General features: G+C 73.1%; 16 protein-coding genes. 6 read left to right on the top strand and 10 right to left on the bottom strand.

Annotated elements, in window-relative coordinates; all coding sequences use genetic code 11:
• Positions 1-109: 109 nt before the first annotated feature.
• The gene (locus OG737_RS12470) at positions 110-1,492 is read right to left on the bottom strand and encodes a transcriptional regulator (RefSeq protein WP_328926263.1); all 1,383 of its coding nucleotides are present in this window, start codon (positions 1,490-1,492) and stop codon (positions 110-112) included.
• 214 nt (positions 1,493-1,706) lie between these two features.
• On the opposite strand from OG737_RS12470, the gene OG737_RS12475 reads away from it, so the two are divergent.
• From OG737_RS12475 to OG737_RS12490, 4 genes are all read left to right on the top strand, one after another.
• Positions 1,707-2,393: a bifunctional DNA primase/polymerase gene (locus tag OG737_RS12475; RefSeq protein WP_328926264.1), complete on the top strand. Its 687-nt coding sequence runs from the start codon at positions 1,707-1,709 to the stop codon at positions 2,391-2,393.
• A gap of 122 nt (positions 2,394-2,515) precedes the next feature.
• Positions 2,516-3,361, top strand: a complete 846-nt coding sequence (locus OG737_RS12480; protein WP_328926265.1) for an ABC transporter ATP-binding protein — start codon at positions 2,516-2,518, stop codon at positions 3,359-3,361.
• Positions 3,358-5,007, top strand: a complete 1,650-nt coding sequence (locus OG737_RS12485; protein WP_405679682.1) for a transporter — start codon at positions 3,358-3,360, stop codon at positions 5,005-5,007. Before OG737_RS12480 ends, OG737_RS12485 begins: the two co-directional genes overlap by 4 nt.
• A 136-nt stretch (positions 5,008-5,143) precedes the next feature.
• Positions 5,144-6,061: a hypothetical protein gene (locus tag OG737_RS12490; protein WP_405921523.1), complete on the top strand. Its 918-nt coding sequence runs from the start codon at positions 5,144-5,146 to the stop codon at positions 6,059-6,061.
• A 16-nt stretch (positions 6,062-6,077) separates the two neighbouring features.
• Here the strand turns inward: OG737_RS12490 and OG737_RS12495 are convergent, their stop codons facing one another.
• The gene (locus tag OG737_RS12495; RefSeq protein ID WP_328926268.1) at positions 6,078-6,971 is read right to left on the bottom strand and encodes an alpha/beta hydrolase; all 894 of its coding nucleotides are present in this window, start codon (positions 6,969-6,971) and stop codon (positions 6,078-6,080) included.
• Positions 6,972-7,259: 288 nt separating this feature from the next.
• Entirely contained in the window at positions 7,260-7,952 is a 693-nt protein-coding gene (locus tag OG737_RS12500; RefSeq protein WP_328926269.1) for a metal-dependent transcriptional regulator, read from the bottom strand.
• Between the two features lie 210 nt (positions 7,953-8,162).
• Here OG737_RS12500 and OG737_RS12505 point away from each other — a divergent pair, with 210 nt between their 5' ends.
• Entirely contained in the window at positions 8,163-8,918 is a 756-nt protein-coding gene (locus tag OG737_RS12505; RefSeq protein WP_328926270.1) for an SIS domain-containing protein, read from the top strand.
• Between the two features lie 5 nt (positions 8,919-8,923).
• Here the strand turns inward: OG737_RS12505 and OG737_RS12510 are convergent, their stop codons facing one another.
• The 3 genes from OG737_RS12510 to pdxH form a co-directional block, all read right to left on the bottom strand.
• Positions 8,924-9,463 (bottom strand): hypothetical protein, encoded by a 540-nt coding sequence (locus OG737_RS12510; RefSeq protein WP_328926271.1) that lies wholly within the window; start codon positions 9,461-9,463, stop codon positions 8,924-8,926.
• A gap of 84 nt (positions 9,464-9,547) precedes the next feature.
• Positions 9,548-10,858 (bottom strand): PAS domain-containing protein, encoded by a 1,311-nt coding sequence (locus OG737_RS12515; RefSeq protein WP_328926272.1) that lies wholly within the window; start codon positions 10,856-10,858, stop codon positions 9,548-9,550.
• A gap of 370 nt (positions 10,859-11,228) precedes the next feature.
• Positions 11,229-11,900: a pyridoxamine 5'-phosphate oxidase gene (gene pdxH, locus OG737_RS12520; RefSeq protein WP_405921524.1), complete on the bottom strand. Its 672-nt coding sequence runs from the start codon at positions 11,898-11,900 to the stop codon at positions 11,229-11,231.
• Between the two features lie 200 nt (positions 11,901-12,100).
• Between pdxH and OG737_RS12525 the strand changes: the two genes are divergently transcribed.
• The gene (locus OG737_RS12525) at positions 12,101-13,207 is read left to right on the top strand and encodes a citrate synthase 2 (protein WP_328926274.1); all 1,107 of its coding nucleotides are present in this window, start codon (positions 12,101-12,103) and stop codon (positions 13,205-13,207) included.
• A gap of 75 nt (positions 13,208-13,282) precedes the next feature.
• On the opposite strand, the gene OG737_RS12530 is transcribed toward OG737_RS12525, so the two are convergent.
• The 4 genes from OG737_RS12530 to OG737_RS12545 all read right to left on the bottom strand — a co-directional run bounded on the left by OG737_RS12530 (position 13,283) and on the right by OG737_RS12545 (position 18,038).
• Positions 13,283-13,894 carry a TetR/AcrR family transcriptional regulator gene (locus OG737_RS12530; protein WP_328926275.1) on the bottom strand — a complete coding sequence of 204 codons (612 nt, stop codon included), beginning with the start codon at positions 13,892-13,894 and terminating at the stop codon, positions 13,283-13,285.
• On the bottom strand, positions 13,882-14,619 hold the full coding sequence (locus tag OG737_RS12535; RefSeq protein ID WP_328926276.1) for an enoyl-CoA hydratase family protein: 738 nt from the start codon (positions 14,617-14,619) through the stop codon (positions 13,882-13,884). The genes OG737_RS12530 and OG737_RS12535 overlap by 13 nt, the downstream gene beginning before the upstream one ends.
• Positions 14,620-14,937: 318 nt before the next feature.
• Positions 14,938-16,098, bottom strand: a complete 1,161-nt coding sequence (locus OG737_RS12540; RefSeq protein ID WP_405921525.1) for an acyl-CoA dehydrogenase family protein — start codon at positions 16,096-16,098, stop codon at positions 14,938-14,940.
• A complete protein-coding gene (locus tag OG737_RS12545; RefSeq protein ID WP_328926278.1) occupies positions 16,095-18,038 on the bottom strand; it encodes a biotin carboxylase N-terminal domain-containing protein in 1,944 nt (647 codons plus the stop codon). The genes OG737_RS12540 and OG737_RS12545 overlap by 4 nt, the downstream gene beginning before the upstream one ends.
• Between the last annotated feature and the right edge of the window lies 1 nt (position 18,039).

An 18,039-nucleotide genomic window follows, 5' to 3' on the forward strand; every position in this document is an offset into this window, starting at 1 on the left:
ACTTGCCCGAACCTACGGAACCGTCGGCTCACGCTACCGTCCCCGTGGTTGATGGCCAATGTCGGCCGAATCACCGGCGCCCGGCCCGGACCGGGGCCGCCCCGACCCGCTAGGCGACCCGCGCGTCCAGCCGCGCCCCGAACTCCCGCACCGCCGCCTCCTCCCGGTACGGCTCCAGCCGCGCCCTGAAGTCGTCCAGGTACTCCGTACCCCGGTTCGAGCGGAGCCCCTCCAGCAGGTCCGCCGCCTTCGTGGCCGTCTGGCAGGCCTGCTCCACCTCCCGCTGCTGCACCTGCGCCGCCGCCAGCAGCAGCAGCCCGATGGCCCGGCGGCGCGCCTTGCCCTCGGGGAGACCTCGCAGGGCCTCCTCCGCCCGCCGGGCCGCCGCCTCCGCCTGGCCCAGGTCCCGGTGGCAGTGGGCCAGCTCGTCCGCGAGGTACGCCTGGCCGAAGTGGCGGATCCACACCGGGTCGTCGCCCGACTCCGGCTCCGCCCGCTCCAGCGCGCTGACGGCCCGCGACGACAGCACCGCCGTCGCCCGGGTGTCCCCGAGCAGCGCGTGCCCGCGCGCTTCGGCCGCGTAGAACATGGCCTCCACCCGCGGGGTGACCTGCCCCCGCGTCCCCTCCTGGGCGGCCCGCGCCAGCTGCGCGATCTCCCGCGGGTTGCCGAGCTCCGCCGCGAGGTGGCTCATCGACGCCGCGAGCACGTACCCGCCGTACGCCCGGTCGCCGGCCGCCTGTGCCAGCCGCAGGGCCTGGATGTAGTAGCGCTGGGCCAGGCCCGGCTGGCCCGTGTCCACCGCCATGTAGCCCGCGAGTTCCGTCAGCCGGGCCACGGCCGCGAACAGCGCGCGCCCGACGGGCTCCCGGTACGAGCCGCCGATCAGTCCGGACACCACCGAGTTGAGGTAGTGCACGACCACGGGCCGGACGTGCCCGCTGCCGAAGCGGTGGTCGAGTTCGGTGAGGGCCTCGGTGGTGGCCCGTACGGCCTCGACGTCGGACATGCCGACCCGCGAACCGACGCTGCGGGCGACCTGCGTGTCGGCGCCGGTGATCAGCCAGTCGCGGCTCGGCTCGACGAGCGCGGAGGCCGCCACGCTGGAGCCCGCCAGGAAGTCGCGCCGGCCCACGTCGCTGCGCCACAGCTCGCAGACCTGCTCGATGGCGCCGACGACGGTCGGGGAGAACTGCAGGCCGACGCCGGAGGCCAGGTTCTTGCCGTTGGCCATGCCGATCTCGTCGATGGTGACGGCCCGGCCGAGTTTGCGCCCGATCGCCTCGGCGATGATCCCCGGGGCCCGGCCGCGCGGCTGCTGGCCGCGCAGCCAGCGGGCCACGGACGTCTTGTCGTAACGGAGGTCGAGACCGTGTTCCGAGCCGCACATGTTGACGCGCCGGGCGAGCCCGGCATTGGAGCACCCGGCTTCCTGGATGAGCGCCTGCAGCCGTTCGTTCGGCTGGCGGGCGACGAGAGGCCTGGCTGCCATGAAAACCCCCTGAGGCCGCGGGTGATCGTTGGAATGATCACTTCCCGCCTGATGTGCGGAGAATCTTCCGCTCTGCGTCTTGTCGCTACCCAGCGACCGCGCCCCGTCCTCCCACGCGCCCCCGCCCGTGCATCAGTGCGCCCCGTATGCAGGATCGATGCTCCGCCCACCGGCCGGTTTACGCCCGTAACCCCGGGTGAGCCGGATAGTTGGTATGGGCGTGGAAGAGACCATCACAGTCACGGAGACCGCACCCATCCCCAAGCAGCGCGGCGAGCAGTTGCTGGACCATGCCGTGCGGTACGCGGAAGAACGGCACTGGGACGTCTTCGCCGGCACCTGGCTGGAGGCGGGCGACGGGCGTGAGTTGTGCTCCTGCGGGGCGGAGGACTGCGTGGCGCCCGGCGCCCACCCGGCGGTGACGGACTGGGCGGCGCTGGCGACCGGCAGCGCGGTGCAGGTCCGGCGGATCTGGGCGAAGCACCCGAAGGCCTCGATCCTCATGCCGACGGGCCGGACGTTCGACGCGCTGGACGTGCCGGACACCGCCGGGTTCCTGGCGCTGGCGCGGCTGGAGCGGATGCAGCGCACGCTCGGACCGGTCGCGCTCACGCCCGACCACCGGATGCTGTTCTTCGTCCTGCCCGGCGCCGGGGCCAAGATGACGGACCTGGTGCGCAAGCTGGGCTGGACGCCGTCGGCGATCGACCTCGCCGCCCGGGGCGAGGGCGAGTACGTGGCCGCCCCGCCCACCCGCTTCGGCGGCCGGGGCTCGGTCCAGTGGGCGCGGCGGCCCACGCCGGCGAACCGGTGGCTGCCGGACACCGAGGAGCTGATCGACGCGCTGGCGTACGCGTGCGGGAGCGAGGCCGCGGCCGAGCGCAAGCGGCGCCAGGGCTGACCCCGCGGGCAGGGACATTACTGACCGGAAACTGATGACATAAGTAACTGCTCGGGCCTCTTCCCCTCCTCCTATGGTGAGGAAAGAACGACCAACGGGGACGTGTGACGAGAGGCAGGCGCATGCCGGACCAGGGTGATGCGACGAGCGGGACGTACGGGACGGGTGGCGCGCGATCCGCGCCGTCCGCCGTGCGGGTGGAAGGTCTGTGGAAGCGCTTCGGCGAGCAGGTGGCCGTCGCCGGGATCGACCTGGAGCTGCCCGCGGGCAAGTTCATCGGTCTGGTCGGCCCGAACGGCGCGGGCAAGACGACGACGCTGTCGATGGTGACCGGGCTGCTGCGCCCGGACATGGGGCGGGTGCTGGTCGCCGGGCACGACGTGTGGGCGGACCCGGTCGAGGTGAAGGCGCGGATCGGCGTGCTGCCGGAGGGGCTGCGGCTCTTCGAGCGGCTGTCGGGGCGGGAACTGCTCGGCTACATGGGCCGCTTGCGCGGGCTGTCGGGCGAGGAGACGGACAAGCGGGCGACGCAGCTGCTGGACGTCCTGGACCTCGCGGGCTCGCAGCACAAGCTGGTCGTGGACTACTCGACGGGCATGCGCAAGAAGATCGGCCTGGCGGCCGCGCTGCTGCACAACCCCGAAGTGCTCTTCCTGGACGAGCCGTTCGAGGGCGTGGACCCGGTGTCGGCGCAGACCATCCGCGGAGTGCTGGAACGTTACACCGCGTCCGGTGCCACGGTCGTCTTCTCCTCCCACGTGATGGAGCTCGTCGAGTCGCTGTGCGACTGGGTGGCCGTCATGGCCGCCGGGCGGATCCGCGCCGCGGGCCCGCTGGCCGACGTACGGGGCTCCGCGCCCTCCCTGCAGGCCGCCTTCCTCGAACTGGTCGGCGCACACGGGCGCGACGCGGCCGGGGACTCGCTGGACTGGCTGGGCGGCGGCTCCGGTACGGCGGCCGCCCGATGACCGCGACCGGCGCTCTCGCCATGCCCTCCGCACCCGCCGCCCCGGCCACCGCCGCCGGGTCCGTCCCGGTGACCGCCGTCTTCGTCCGGCTGAAGCTGTCGCTGCTGCGCAACGGGCTCAAGGGCTCCTCCAAGCGCAAGGCCGCCTGGATCGGCTCCCTGGTCCTCGCGATCGTCGTCGGTTTCTTCGTCACGCTCGGCCTGGCCATGCTGCACGGCAACGCCCACGCGGGCACGGTCGTCGTACTGCTGGCCGCGATCATGGCGCTCTCGTGGACCGTCATGCCGCTGTTCTTCCCCGGCGGGGACGAGACGCTCGACCCGAGCCGGCTGGTGATGCTGCCGCTGCGCCCGCGTCCCCTCGTACGGGCCCTCCTGGCCTCCTCGCTGATCGGCATCGGACCGCTGTTCACGCTGTGCCTGGCGGTCGGCTCGGTACTGGCCGTCGCGCGGGGCGGCGCGGGCATCGCGGCCGCGGTGGTGGCCGTACCGCTGCTGCTGCTGGGCTGCGTGACCCTCGCCCGCGCGGTGGCCACGGCCAACGTGCGGCTGCTGACCAGCCGCAAGGGGCGCGACCTGGCGCTGCTCAGCGGTCTGCTGATCGCGGTGGGCGCGCAGCTGGCCAACTTCGCCAGCCAGCGCCTGTTCCAGTCGGGCGGACTGGCCCAGCTGGAGCCCGCCGAGGCGGTGGTGCGGTGGCTGCCGCCGGTGACCGCGGTCGGCATGGTGGACTCGGCGAGCGAGGGCGCGTACGGGGTCGCCGCGGCCCAGCTGGCGCTCACCGTCGGCGCGCTGGTCCTGCTGCTCTGGTTCTGGGAGCGCAGCCTGACCAAGCTGATGGTCACACCGGACGGCTCGACGATCACGGCCGCCAAGCCGGAGAAGGACCGCGGCACGGGCGGCTTCTGGTCGCTGCTGCCGGCGGGCCGGACGGGCGCGGCCATGCAGCGGACCCTGCGCTACACGGTCCGCGACCCGAAGACGAAGTCGGCCTTCGTGACGGCGCTGGCGATCGGTCTGATCGTCCCGGTCTTCAACGCGCTGCAGGGCACGGGATCCATCTACCTGGTCTGCTTCGGCTCCGGAATGCTCGGCGTCCAGATGTACAACCAGTTCGGGCAGGACACCTCGGCGTTCTGGATGGTCGCGCAGACCATCTCCACCCGGCGCGACGCGTACGTGGAGCTGCGCGCCCGCGCCGCCGCGCTGGCCCTGGTCACCGTCCCGTACACGGTCTTCGTCACGGTGGTCACGGCCGCCCTGGTCGGCAACTGGTCCGGCTTCCCCGCGGCCTTGGGCCTGGCCCTGGCGCTGCTGGGCGGGATGCTCTGCACGGGGGCGATCGCCTCGGGCCGCTTCCCGTACTCCATCCCGTCGGAAGGCGCCTTCAAGAACGCCGCCCCGGGGCAGGGCGGCCTGGCCTGGATGAGCGTCTTCGGCGGCATGCTGGCGTCGGCGCTGATCTGCGCCCCGGTGATCGCCCTGACGATCTGGCTCAACGTGGCGGACCACCAGGACATCTCCTGGCTGCTGCTCCCGCTGGGCGCGGCCTGGGGCGCGCTGGCGACCTGGTCGGGCCTGCGCCTGTCGGCGCCGACGGTGGCACGGAGGCTGCCGGAGATCCTGGCCGCGGTGAGCAAGGGCTGACGCCGGCCCGACGGGGGTCACGGAGGGGACCGCGGTCAGGTTCGAGTGGAGGATCACGCCCCACTCGCCCCTGGCCGCGTGTAGCGTGGCGATCTTCGGGCGGCGTAGGCCCCCGGAGTCGTGAAGGTGAACGCCCATGACTGTTGGCGAACCGCCCGTCGTCTGGAGCCTGTCCCCCGCCGATGTCCGGGCGGGGTGGCGTGCGCTGTGGTGGAGCGCGGGGACCGACGGCGAGCTCGCCGTGATGCTGGTCCAGGAGCGCTACCTGAGCCGCGAGAAGTACCCGAGGGGCTGGATCGGCTGGCGCGTCCGGCGTCCGTTCGACGCGGAGCTGGTCGTCGTCTCGGGTCGGGGAGAGCGGCGTACACCGGTCCTCGGCATAGACATATGGCCCAGTCACCTGGCCCTCCTCCCGGAGTCCCGGTTTCTCCTCGTGTCAGGCCGTACGCACCGCGACGGGGAGGGCGCCTGGCGGAACAACGCCTTCGTGTACTCCCCCGAGGGGCGGCCGGAGGGCGCCTTCTGCGTCGGTGACGACATCCCGGCCCTGGTCACCGACCGCCGTGGGGGCATCTGGACCGCCTACGGCGATGAGGGCATCTACGGGGAGCACCCGGAGACCGCTGCCGGTCTGGCGGGCTGGAGCATCGACGGCGCGGCCACGTGGGCTCCGCGGGGACGGCTTCCCGTCTGGCCCCTGGAGGGCTGCACGGCCGCCACGGAAGGCGAGTCGGTCTGGCTGGTCTGGTACGGCCACGAGGGCACCTTCCTGAGCCGGATCACCCCCGCCACCGGCGAAGTCACGAGCTACCGCAGCCCGGTGAGGGACCCGGACGGGTTCGCCGTGCGCGGCAACCGTGCGGTCCTCACCAGCCGCGAGCACTACGAGCCCACCGTTACGGTGACCCGCGTCGAGTTGGCCGACGGCGGGTGCGTGGTCACCGGCGAGGAGCGGGTGGGCGTCCCCGGCCGGGTGGTCCTGCGGTGCGGCCAGGGACGTGACGGCACGCTGTGGCTGCGCGCCGGTGACAGCTGGGTGCGCATCGAGGCCTGAGCGGCCGCCGCACGGCTCAGATCTGAGCTGCCTTGATGCCGTCGAGGAAGGGTTCCAGGGCGGCGCGCCAGGCCGTCGGCTGGTCGTAGTGGAGGTAGTGGCCCGCGTCCGGGATTTCCGCGTACTGGCCGGCCGGGAGGACGCGGACCATTTCCTGGGCTTCGGCCCGGCCCAGTTCACCGTCCAGGCCGCGGACCACGAGGGCGGGGCAGCTGACTTGGGCCAGTTCCTCCCAGTGGGCGTCGTGGACCCAGGTCTCGCGGGCCGTCAGCATCTGGCGGCGGGAGAAGAGCGGGCGCCAGCCGTCCGCGGCCTCGTGCATGACCTCGGCGAAGAAGGCGCCTCGGCCGGGGTCGGGGCGCTCCACCCGGGGGTCGTCCTCGCCGAACCAGCGGCGGGCCGCGTCCTGGGTGGGGAAGGGCAGGGGCCAGCGGTGGAACCAGTCCTCCCACTCCTGCTGCGAGGCTTCGCCGAGGGCCGAGGCGCGCATGTCGCAGATGACCAGGGCTTCGACCAGGTCCGGGCGGCGGGCGGCGAGCTGCCAGGCGGTCAGGGCGCCCATGGAGTGGCCGATCAGCGTCACGGGGGCGAGGCCGAGCTGCTCGATGACGGCTTCGGCGTCGGCCACGAAGGCTTCCCGCGTGTACGGGCCGCCCGACGGGCGGTCGCTCTGGCCGTGGCCGCGCTGGTCGAGGGCGATGACGCGGCGGTGCTCGCCGAGCCAGCGCGCGGTACCGGCCCAGTGGAAGGCGCGGCCCATGAGCCCGTGGAGTAACAGCACCGCCGGGCGGGAGCCGGCCTCACCCGACGGCGGTTCGGCCGCCGCCGCCGGATGCGACTGCGGTTCGCGGAACTCCCAGGCGGCCAGGCGTACGCCGTCGGACCCTGTCACATCGATGCGCTGTACCACCGCAGATGCACCCCCTTCGCTCCCGGCCAGACTATCGAACCCGCATTCGAAAACAGGCTTCTCGCCGACAACACCGCTCTTTCGAGTGACCTTGCTCAAGGATTGACCGCCACTGCCGAGGGAGATCCTTTCAACAGGGAGGCGGGCCGCTCGGGGAAGACGGTCCGAAGGGGACGACCTTGAGAGCTCGGGGCTCCAGGTCACAAGGGGAGGACCGGTCCCGGCGCCGCGAGGCGCCGGGACCGCCCACACCAGGGCCGACCCGTACGGGCGGGATCCCCTACGACGTCAACGCTTCGCCACGAACACGTGAGAGGCCACATCCGCCTCCAGCTCGGCGGCTTCGCCGCCGCTGCCCACCAGCACACCACCCGGGGACGCGGTCACGCTCACCACCGAGCCGGGCTGCACGCCCGCCCGCCGCAGCGTGTACATCAGCTGGGCGTCCGTCTGGATCGGCTCCCCGATCCGGCGCACGACCACGGTCTTGCCGTCGGTGCCCGCGTCCAGCTCGGCCAGGCTGATCATGCCGTCCGCCAGGAACGGGTCCGCCTCGGCCTTCTCCCCCAGCTCCTCCAGGCCCGGGATCGGGTTCCCGTACGGCGACTCGGTCGGGTGGCGCAGCAGCTCCAGCACCCGCCGCTCCACCGCCTCGCTCATCACGTGCTCCCAGCGGCAGGCCTCGGCGTGCACCTGCTCCCACTCCAGGCCGATGACGTCGACGAGGAGGCATTCGGCGAGCCGGTGCTTGCGCATGACGCGCGTCGCCAGCCTCCGCCCCTCCTCCGTCAGCTCCAGGTGCCGGTCGCTGGCGACGGCCACCAGGCCGTCCCGCTCCATGCGCGCCACCGTCTGGCTCACCGTCGGTCCGCTCTGGTCGAGCCGCTCGGCGATACGGGCGCGCATGGGGACCACACCTTCCTCTTCCAGCTCAAGGATGGTGCGGAGATACATCTCCGTGGTGTCGATCAGTCCGGACATTCGTGCCCCTCGGATAGCGTGCGCTGGCCCTGTCCCCAATTCTGACGCATCAGGCCGACAACCGTCCCGTGCCGAGCGTCAAGCCCTGTCCCGGACATCTCCGCGTCGCCTTTCGTTCGGGATTGACGTTCGTATTGACAGGCCCTTGGTCCAGACCGCACGGTGAGCGGCGGACACGGACTCATCCCACCCCCGGAAGGCCATCGGCGTATGAGCGAGAGCAAGCTGGCCGGTCAGTTCTTCGACGCCGCCATCGGCCTGCTGGAGCGGGTCCGCGACGAGGAGGGCGTGCGGATCGCCGAGGCCGGCTCCCTCGTCGCCGACGCCGTCGCCGCCGGGAACCGGCTCTTCGCCTTCGGCGCCGGCCACTCCTCGCTCCCCGCCCAGGACGTCGTCTACCGGGCCGGCGGACTGGCCCTGATGAACTTCCTCGCCGTACCGGGCACGGCCGGCATCGACGTCATGCCGGCGACGCTGGGCAGCGCCCTGGAACGGGTCGACGGTCTCGCCGGCGCCGTCCTGGACAGCAGCCCCGCCTCCGACGGCGACGTCCTCGTGATCATCTCCCTCTCGGGGCGCAACGCCCTGCCGGTCGAGATGGCCATGAACGCCCGCGCCATCGGTCTCAATGTGATCGGCGTGACCTCGGTGGCGTACGCGACCGGGACCAAGTCACGGCACGTCTCGGGCACCTTCCTCAAGGACCACTGTGACGTCGTCCTCGACAGCAAGATCGCGGTCGGCGACGCCGAGCTGACCCTCGACGGCATCGAGGCGCCCTTCGCCCCCGCCTCCACCGTCGTGACCAGCGCGATCATGCAGGCGGTCATGGCGGCGGCCGCCGGCGAGCTCGCCGCCCGCGGCGTGGAGCCGCCGCTGCTGCGTTCGGGCAACGTCGACGGCGGCCACGAGTGGAACGGCCGCGTCATGCAGGAGTACGGCGACCGGATCTTCTTCCGCCACTAGGGCCATCAGCTGCCGGCGGTGGCGCGGGGCCGCGCGGCGAGGGCGGACCACCACACGGAGGCGAGCAGCAGCACGCCCGGGGCGATCCCGGCGACGGCCGCCACGGCCGAGGTTCCCGCGCCGGCCGCGCCGAGGAGCAGTCCGGCGGCGCCGCAGGCCGCCATCGCGGCCCCGAGCAGGCGCAGCGAGGCCTGCTGCCACGCGGCCGCGAGGCCGAAGAAGTGCAGTCCGACGACGAGCGCGATCCACCCCACCGTCAGCTGCGGGGCGTGGAGTACCCATTTCAGAACGACGATCCCGGCCAGCGCGGCGATCGCCTCGGCGGCCACCACCAGCCAGTAGCGCCGCCCGAAGGCCCTGCCGGCGGCGCTGTCGGCACCGGTGCGGTCCGCCGGGGGCCGTGGCGTGAGGAACAGGCCGACGAAGGCGGCCACGGCGAGCAGTCGCAGCGGGACGGCGAGCGGCGGCACGGCGCCGGCGTTCACCCCGATGAAGGCGAGGCCGAACGCGCCGCCGATGATCAAGCCCGTACGCCCCCGTGTCATGGCGCCCAGTGTGCCGGAATTCGATCATGGATTCCAAGCCCGGGGGCCGCCCCTGGCAAGGATCCGGGAGTCAGGCCCCGGCGGCTAAGGGATGTTCTGGGCCGCGAGGTCCAGGTCGGCCGCGATCCGGGCCGCGATCTCCTCCGCGTACGCCGCGTCCGCGCGCTCGAAGGCGGCCCGCGACGGCCCGCGCAGGAAGGTCAGCGCGCCCAGCGTCCGCCCCCGGCTGCGCAGCACCGTGCACAGCGCGTGCGCCGCGCCCTCCGGCCACTGGCGGGTCCGCGCCCACCGCGGGTCCGCCTCCCCGCGCGGGGCGCTACTGCGCACCGAGCCGATCCGGTCGAGCGCCTGCAGCGCCGGATGCCCGGCCTCGTACCGCACGGGGATCGACCCGGGCCCCGGCAGCGCGGGCGGCGCGACCGCGGACCGCACGAGCCTGCGCCGCTCGGGGCCGGCCGACAGGTCCAGTACGTCGAGCAGCCCGTGCTCGGCGAAGCCGGCGAGGGCGAAGTCCAGGCGCACGGCCGCGGCCTCGGCCGGGTCCTCGCACTCGGCGGCGGCCCGCCCCGCGCGGTGCAGCTGGTGGGACCGGAAGCGCAGCTGCGCGGTGTCCAGCTGGGCCTGCCGGGCCTCGGTGACGTCCTGGAACAGCCAGCCGACCCCGAGCGGCACCGGCTCCTCCGCCAGCGGCGAGGCCAGCCGCAGGAATCCGCACCGCAGGCAGCGCCGCCGTACACCCTCCGCGGTGCGCACCGACACCCACAGCTCCACCGGCGCGGGCGGCGCCCCCTCCGCGAGCACGTGCTGGAGGGCGCCCTCCAGCTCCTCCACGCCCTGGACGAGCAGTTCCCCGAGCGGGCGGCCGAGCAGGGCGGTGCGCCCGGTCCCGAGGACGCGCGCGGCGTGCGCGTTGACCACGGCGGGCCGCAGGTCGACGTCCACGAGGACGACGCCCCACGCGGCGTCCTCCAGCAGGGCCTCGCTCAGCGCGATGGACCGTTCCAGGTCGATCTGCGCGTGCACCTCGCTGAAGGCGCAGTACACCCCGGCGGGTTTCCCGTCCGCGCCCGGCACCCCGGCCGACTGGGTGCGTACGAGGACGCGCCCGCCGTCCTTGGTCAGCAGCGCGAACTCGTGCACCTGCCGGCCGGGCACGTCCTGGGCGGCCATGAGTCTGTCCTGCACGTCCTGCGCGTCGGCGGCGCGCACCGCCCATCCCTCGAAGCCCTTGCGCCCCACGGCCTCGGCGGCGGACCAGCCCAGGATCCGCTCGGCCTCGCGGTTCCAGTGGGTGATCACGCCGTCGGCGTCGAACGCGCACAAGGCGGCGTCCATCCCGTCCAGCAGCGCTGCGAGCAGATCGTCGTCGGTCTCGTTACGTCCGAAAGCACTCACCCGGCACCCCCCGCAGGTGTTCGCGTGTGCGGCACGTCAGATCATTGAACTGGAACGTGACGCAGCCCACACCGCTTTCCACGGATTGGGTACACGAAATAAACGGTTGTGGCCCCGGGGACACCTGCCTAGGCTCTGACCTACACGAGAAGGGAGGTGGTTCCCGCAATGTACGGAAACCGGACGCGTGAGGTGGCTGCGGGCTAAGCGCCCGTCGTCGCACGCACCCAGTGCGGTGCCCGGCGGAACGCCTGGCGCCAATCCACAGCAGTCACCCGACCCGCGGGCTCGCCGGTACGTCCGGCCGGCTTCTCCCACTGCAGGGGAGAGACCCGAGCCCGCGGGTCGTCTGCTTTTGCGGGCTACGGGGCTACGGGCAGAGACGCTCGACGCGCCACTCCTCAAACTCCGCGCCCTCCCGGACGTACCGCAGGCGGTCATGGAGGCGGTTCTCGTGGCCCTGCCAGAACTCCACCTCGTGGGGGGTGACCCGGATGCCGCCCCACTGCGGCGGGACCGGGACCTGCTCGCCCTCCGGGTAGCGGGCGGCGAGCTCGGCGTAGCGGCGGTCCAGCTCCGCGCGGGAGCCGATCACCGTGGACTGCTCGCTGGCCCAGGCCCCCAGCTGCGAGCCGTGCGGGCGGGAGCGGAAGTACGCCGCCGTCTCGTCGCGGCCGATACGGGCGGCCGTGCCGGTGACGACGACCTGGCGGGCGATGGGGTGCCAGGGGAACAGCAGGGCGACGTGCGGGTTCTCTGCGAGCTCGCGGCCCTTGCGGGATCCGTAGTTGGTGAAGAAGACGAAGCCCCGCTCGTCGAACTGCTTGAGCAGCACCGTACGGGAGCTGGGGCGGCCGTCGGCGGTCGCCGTCGAGACGATCATCGCGTTCGCTTCGAAGACGTGCGCGTCGGCGGCTTGCTGGAACCACCGGGCGAACTGCCGCAGCGGATCCTCGGCGAGGCTCTCCTCCTCGACGATCTGCGAGCGGTACTGCTTGCGCATGGTGGCGGGGTCAAGGTCCTGGTCGGTCACCCGGGCCATCCTGCCGCAGCCGGACCATCGACGGTGTGCCGTATGTCACGCTTCCGCAGTTCATCCGGAACGGACAAAATCTTGGGGCCGGTCCGAAGGTCCCCGCACGGATGACCATCGGCCGTGCCGGGCATCAACGGGGATGACCGCGCCGGACCGCGAATCACGCCGGGAGCCGCGCGTGTTCGCACTATCTGAGGAGCCGCCTGATGTCCGACTTCGTACCCGGGCTCGAAGGGGTCGTCGCGTTCGAGACGGAGATCGCCGAACCGGACAAGGAAGGCGGTGCGCTCCGCTACCGCGGAGTAGACATCGAGGACCTCGTCGGTCACGTCTCCTTCGGGAACGTCTGGGGTCTGCTGGTCGACGGTGCTTTCAACCCCGGCCTGCCCGCCGCCGAGCCCTTCCCCATCCCGGTCCACTCCGGCGACATCCGCGTCGACGTACAGTCCGCGCTCGCCATGCTCGCCCCCGTGTGGGGTCTGAAACCGCTCCTGGACATCGACGAGCGCACCGCGCGCGACGATCTCGCGCGGGCGGCCGTCATGGCGCTCTCGTACGTCGCCCAGTCCGCCCGCGGTCAGGGCCTGCCGATGGTGCCGCAGCGGGAGATCGACAAGGCCGAGTCCGTCGTCGAGCGGTTCATGATCCGCTGGCGGGGCGAGCCGGACCCCAAGCACGTCAAGGCCGTCGACGCGTACTGGACCTCGGCCGCCGAGCACGGCATGAACGCCTCCACGTTCACCGCGCGGGTGATCGCTTCGACCGGTGCGGACGTGGCGGCCGCGCTGTCCGGCGCCGTCGGCGCGATGTCCGGGCCGCTGCACGGCGGGGCGCCGTCCCGCGTCCTCGGCATGATCGAGGAGATCGAGCGCACCGGCGACGCCGTGGCGTACGTGAAGAAGGCCCTGGACAAGGGCGAGCGGCTGATGGGCTTCGGGCACCGCGTCTACCGGGCCGAGGACCCGCGTGCGCGCGTGCTGCGGCGTACCGCGAAGGAGCTGGACGCGCCGCGCTACGAGGTGGCCGCCGCGCTGGAGAAGGCCGCGCTGGAGGAGCTGCACGCGCGCCGTCCCGACCGGGTGCTGGCCACCAATGTGGAGTTCTGGGCGGCGATCATGCTGGACTTCGCGGAGGTGCCGGCGCACATGTTCACCTCGATGTTCAGCTGCGCCCGTACCGCCGGCTGGTCGGCGCACATCCTGGAGCAGAAGCGCACGGGCCGCCTGGTGCGTCCGTCGGCCCGCTACATCGGGCCGGGGCGGCGCGACCCCCGCGACATCGTGGGCTACGCGGACATCGCCGAGACGGCCTGATCGCCTCTCGCACGCCAGGGCGTCGCATCCCGGTTCGTCCGGGGTGCGACGCCCTTCGCGTTCTCGTACTCGCGTTCAGCCCAGGGCCGCGTCCAGGATGCGGGCCCACTGGGCGACCACGCGTGCGCGCCGGGCCGTGTCGTCGGTGAGGACATTGGCCAGGCCGAGGCCGCGGGCCATGTCGAGGAGGCCCTGCACGGTCTCGCGTACGCCCGGAACGGACTCGTCGGCGCCCAGCAGTTCGACGGCGATCCGGTGGGTCTCGCGGCCGACGCGGGCCTCCAGTTCGGTGACCCGGGGGCGCAGCTGCTCCTCGTTGGAGGCGGCCACCCACAGCTGGAGCGCGGCCCGGAAGAGAGTGCCCGTGTACAGGTCCACGAGCGCCTCCACCACGGAGGCGCGGGCGGCGGGACCGGCGTGGAAGAGCTCGCGCAGGGCCGTGGACCGCTCCTCGGCGACGTACTCGACGGCCGCGGTGAAGAGGTCCTCGCGGGTCGGGAAGTGGTGCTGGGCCGCGCCGCGCGAGACGCCGGCGCGTTCGGCGACGACGGAGACGGTGGAGCCGGCCCAGCCGTGTTCGGCCAGGCAGGAGACGGCGGCCTCCAGGAGGTGCCGGCGGGTGACGCGGCTGCGGGCCTGCTTCGGCCCGTGCGTGGAGCCCTGCTTCGGGCTGGTCACAGCGACCACGACGGGTCCCGGCGCTCGAAGCGGGCGGTGATTCCCTCGCGGGCCTCGGCGGAGGCGAAGAGTTCCGCGGACAGCTCCGTCAGGCGGGCGCCGTCGCGCTCCAGGGCCTCGCGCACGGAGGCGGCGGTCAGCGCCTTGGTGGCGGCCAGGCCCTGCGGGGAGGCCTTGCGCAGGCCGGCGAGGACGGGCTCCAAGGCCTCGTCGACGTCGTCGGCGTGCAGGGTCAGCAGGCCGATCCGGGTGGCTTCGGCGGCGTCGAAGCGCTCGGCGGTGAGGAAGTAGCGGGCGGCGGCGCGCGGGTCGAGGCGCGGGAGCAGCGGCATGGAGATCACGGCGGGCGCGAGGCCGAGGTGGGTCTCGGTGAAGGCGTACGAGGACTGCGGTCCGGCGGCGGCGATGTCGCAGACGCCGAGCAGCCCGAGGCCGCCGGCCCGGACGTGGCCGGTGACGCGGGCGACGACCGGCTTGGGCAGTTCGGCGATCTCCCGGAGCAGGGCCACGAAGTCGGCCGGGGCGGACGGGGACTTGAGGTCGGCGCCCGCGCAGAAGGTGGTGCCGGTGTGGGTGAGGACGAGGGCGCGGACCGCCGGGTCCGCGGCGGCGGTGGCGAGGGCGGCGCGGAGGTCTGCGACGAGGGCTTCGGACAGCGCGTTGCGGTTGGCCGGGGAGTCCAGGGTGAGCGTGGCTACGCCGGTCGCTTGCGCGGCGTGCACGAGTGGGGGCATGTCTCCTCCGGAGCGGGGTGTGCGGAACGGGGCGGGGTCTCCCGGGGGAGGGTATGCGGCCTTGGCAAGGTTGGTCCCTGCCGGGGGCTTGGCGGGGTGGGGCTCGGCTGCGCCGGTCCCCGCCCGGGGTTTGGCCCGGCTGCGCGGGGCCGTGGCCGGGGCCGGGGTGGGGTGTCGGCCGGGACTGCATGATGTATGGCGCCCCAGGCCTTGCTTCGGGCCTGACGGGCCTGGCACGCGCCACAAATCACGTTCTACGTCCCGGCCGACACCCCACCCCGTCCCCGTCCAAGCCGTCGGGCCCGGACCCTGCTCGCCTTAGTAGGACTTGGGGAGGCCCAGGGTCTGGTGGGAGACGAAGTTGAGGATCATCTCGCGGCTGACCGGGGCGATACGGGTCACGCGGGCGGCGGTGATCAGGGAGGCCAGGCCGTATTCGCGGGTGAGGCCGTTGCCCCCGAGGGTGTGGACGGACTGGTCCACCGCGCGCACGCAGGCCTCGGCGGCGGCGTACTTGGCCATGTTCGCGGCCTCGCCCGCGCCCATGTCGTCGCCCTCGTCGTAGAGATGGGCGGCCTTCTGCATCATCAGGCGGGCCAGTTCCAGCTCGATGTGGGCTGCGGCCAGCGGGTGTGCCACGGCCTGGTGGGCGCCGATGGGGTCCTTCCAGACCTGGCGGGTCTTGGCGTAGTCGACGGCCTTGGCGAGGGCGTAGCGGCCCATGCCGATGGCGAAGGCGGCGGTCATGATGCGTTCGGGGTTGAGTCCGGCGAAGAGCTGGAGGAGGCCCGCGTCCTCTTCGCCGACCAGGGCGTCGGCGGGCAGCCGTACCTCGTCCAGGGCCAGTTCGAACTGCTTCTCCGCCGCCTGGAGTTCCATGTCGATCGGCGAGTGCGTGAAGCCGGGGGCATCCCTGGGGACGATGAACAGGCACGGCTTGAGACGGCCGGTGCGGGCGTCTTCGGTGCGGCCGACGATGAGGGTGGCGTCGGCGATGTCGACGCCGGAGATGAAGACCTTGCGGCCGGTGAGGATCCAGTCGTCGCCGTCGCGGCGGGCGGTCGTGGTGATGCGGTGGGAGTTGGAGCCGGCGTCGGGTTCGGTGATGCCGAAGGCCATGGCGCGGCTGCCGTCGGCGAGGCCCGGGAGCCAGGACCGCTTCTGGTCCTCGGTGCCGAAGCGGGAGATGACCGTGCCGCAGATGGCGGGTGAGACGACCATCATGAGGAGGGGGCAGCCCGCGGCCCCGAGCTCTTCGAGGACGATGGACAGTTCGGTGATGCCGCCGCCACCGCCGCCGTACTCCTCGGGCAGGCTGACGCCGAGATAGCCGAGCTTGGCGGCGTCGGCCCACAGCTCGTCGGGGTGGCCGCCCTCGCGGGCGAGGCCGGCGAGGTAGGCGCGGCCGTACTTCTGGCCGAGGGCGGCGACCGCCGTACGCAGGGCCTTGTGCTCTTCGGTTTCGATGACGGGGCTCATGATTGCGGTGCCTCCTGTGCTTCCTGGACTACGGCGAGCAGGGCGCCGAACTCGACCTGTTGGCCGGTGGCGGCGTGGAGCGCGGTGAGCGTGCCGGAGGCGGGAGCGAGGATGCGGTGCTCCATTTTCATGGCCTCCAGCCAGAGCAGGGGCTGCCCGGCGGTGACGGGGCTGCCGGGAGCGAGGCCCTCGGCGAGGCGGACCACGGTGCCGGGCATGGGGGCGAGCAGGGAGCCCGGTTCGGTGCGGTCCTGGGGGTCGGTGAACCGGGGGACGACGGTGAGGGTGTGGGATCCGCAGAGCGTCGAGTCGACGTAGACCTCACCCTTGTTCGAATTTTGTTTCACGTGGAACACGCGGCGGATTCCCTCGACTTCGAGGGTGACGAGGGTGGGACTCGCGGCCAGGACCCGAACTCCCGGGTGGTCCACGGGGTGGTAGCGGACTGTGTACTCGGTGGCCGCGGTGCCGGCCGCCGTGTAGCGGCGCGTCTGGGGCTGGGAGCGGACGTTGCGCCAGCCGCCGAGGCGGGCGGCGAGTGGAGCGTCGGGGGCCGGGGCGGCCTGGGCGAGCGCCGCGGCCAGGGCGGACAGGGTGGCGTCCGGGGCCTCCTCGGTGAGGGCTGTGAGGTGGCGTTCGTAGAAACCGGTGTCGAGCTGTCCGGCGGTGAACTCCGGGTGGCGCAGCGAGCGTACGAGGAGCTCGCGGTTGGTGGTGAGCCCGTGGATGCGGGCTCCGGCGAGTGCGTGGGCGAGGGCGCGTACGGCCTCGGCACGGGTGGGGGCGTGGGCGACGACCTTGGCGAGCATGGGGTCGTAGTGGATGCCGACGGTGTCCCCGTCGGTGAAGCCGGTGTCCACGCGGACCTCACCGGGGACGGCGAGGGTATGCAGCACTCCGGTCTGGGGGCGCCAGTCCTGGGCCGGGTCCTCGGCGTAGAGGCGGGCCTCCACGGCGTGGCCGGTGGGCGGTGGCGGGGTCAGGGGCAGGGCCGCGCCCTCGGCGACGCGCAGCTGGAGGGCGACGAGGTCGAGACCGAAGACGGCTTCGGTGACGGGGTGTTCGACCTGGAGCCGGGTGTTCATCTCCAGGAAGTACGGGCGCCCGTCGGCGGTGACGAGGAACTCGACGGTGCCCGCGCCCCGGTAGGAGACGGCGCGGGCGGCGGCGACGGCGGCCTCGTGCAGGCTCTCGCGCAGGCGGTCCGGCAGGCCCGGCGCCGGGGCCTCTTCGATGACCTTCTGGTGGCGCCGCTGGAGGGAGCAGTCGCGGGTGCCCAGCGCCCAGACGGTGCCGTGGGCGTCGGCGAGGATCTGCACCTCGACGTGGCGGCCGCGCTCCACGTAGGGCTCGGCGAAGACCTCGCCGTCGCCGAAGGCGGAGCGGGCCTCGGCGGAGGCGGCTTCCAGTTCCTCCTTGAGGGCGTCGAGATCGCGGACGACGCGCATCCCGCGGCCGCCGCCCCCGGCCGCGGCCTTCAGGAGGAGGGGCAGGTCGGCGGTGGTGGCGGTGGCCGGGTCGACGGGGTCGAGGAGCGGGACCCCGGCGGCGCGCATCAGCTCCTTCGCACGGGTCTTGGAGGCCATGGCCTCGATGGCCTCGGGCGGCGGGCCGATCCAGGTCAGCCCGGCGGCCTGGACCTCGCGGGCGAAGCGGGCGTTCTCGGAGAGGAAGCCGTAGCCGGGGTGGACGGCGTCGGCCCCGGCGGCGAGGGCCGCCTTGATGATCAGGTCGCCGCGCAGGTAGGTGTCGGCGGGGGCCGCGCCGGGGAGGCGTACGGCCGCGTCGGCGGTGCGGACGTGGAGGGCGTCGGCGTCCGGGTCGGAGTGGACGGCCACGGTGGCCAGGCCCAGGGCCTGGGCGGTGCGGAAGACGCGGACGGCGATCTCGCCGCGGTTGGCCACCAGTACGGCCGAAAGGGGGGTGCTGGGCAGGGTCATG

This window comes from Streptomyces sp. NBC_00122 (assembly GCF_045160845.1).
Taxonomy (GTDB): Bacteria; Actinomycetota; Actinomycetes; order Streptomycetales; family Streptomycetaceae; genus Streptomyces.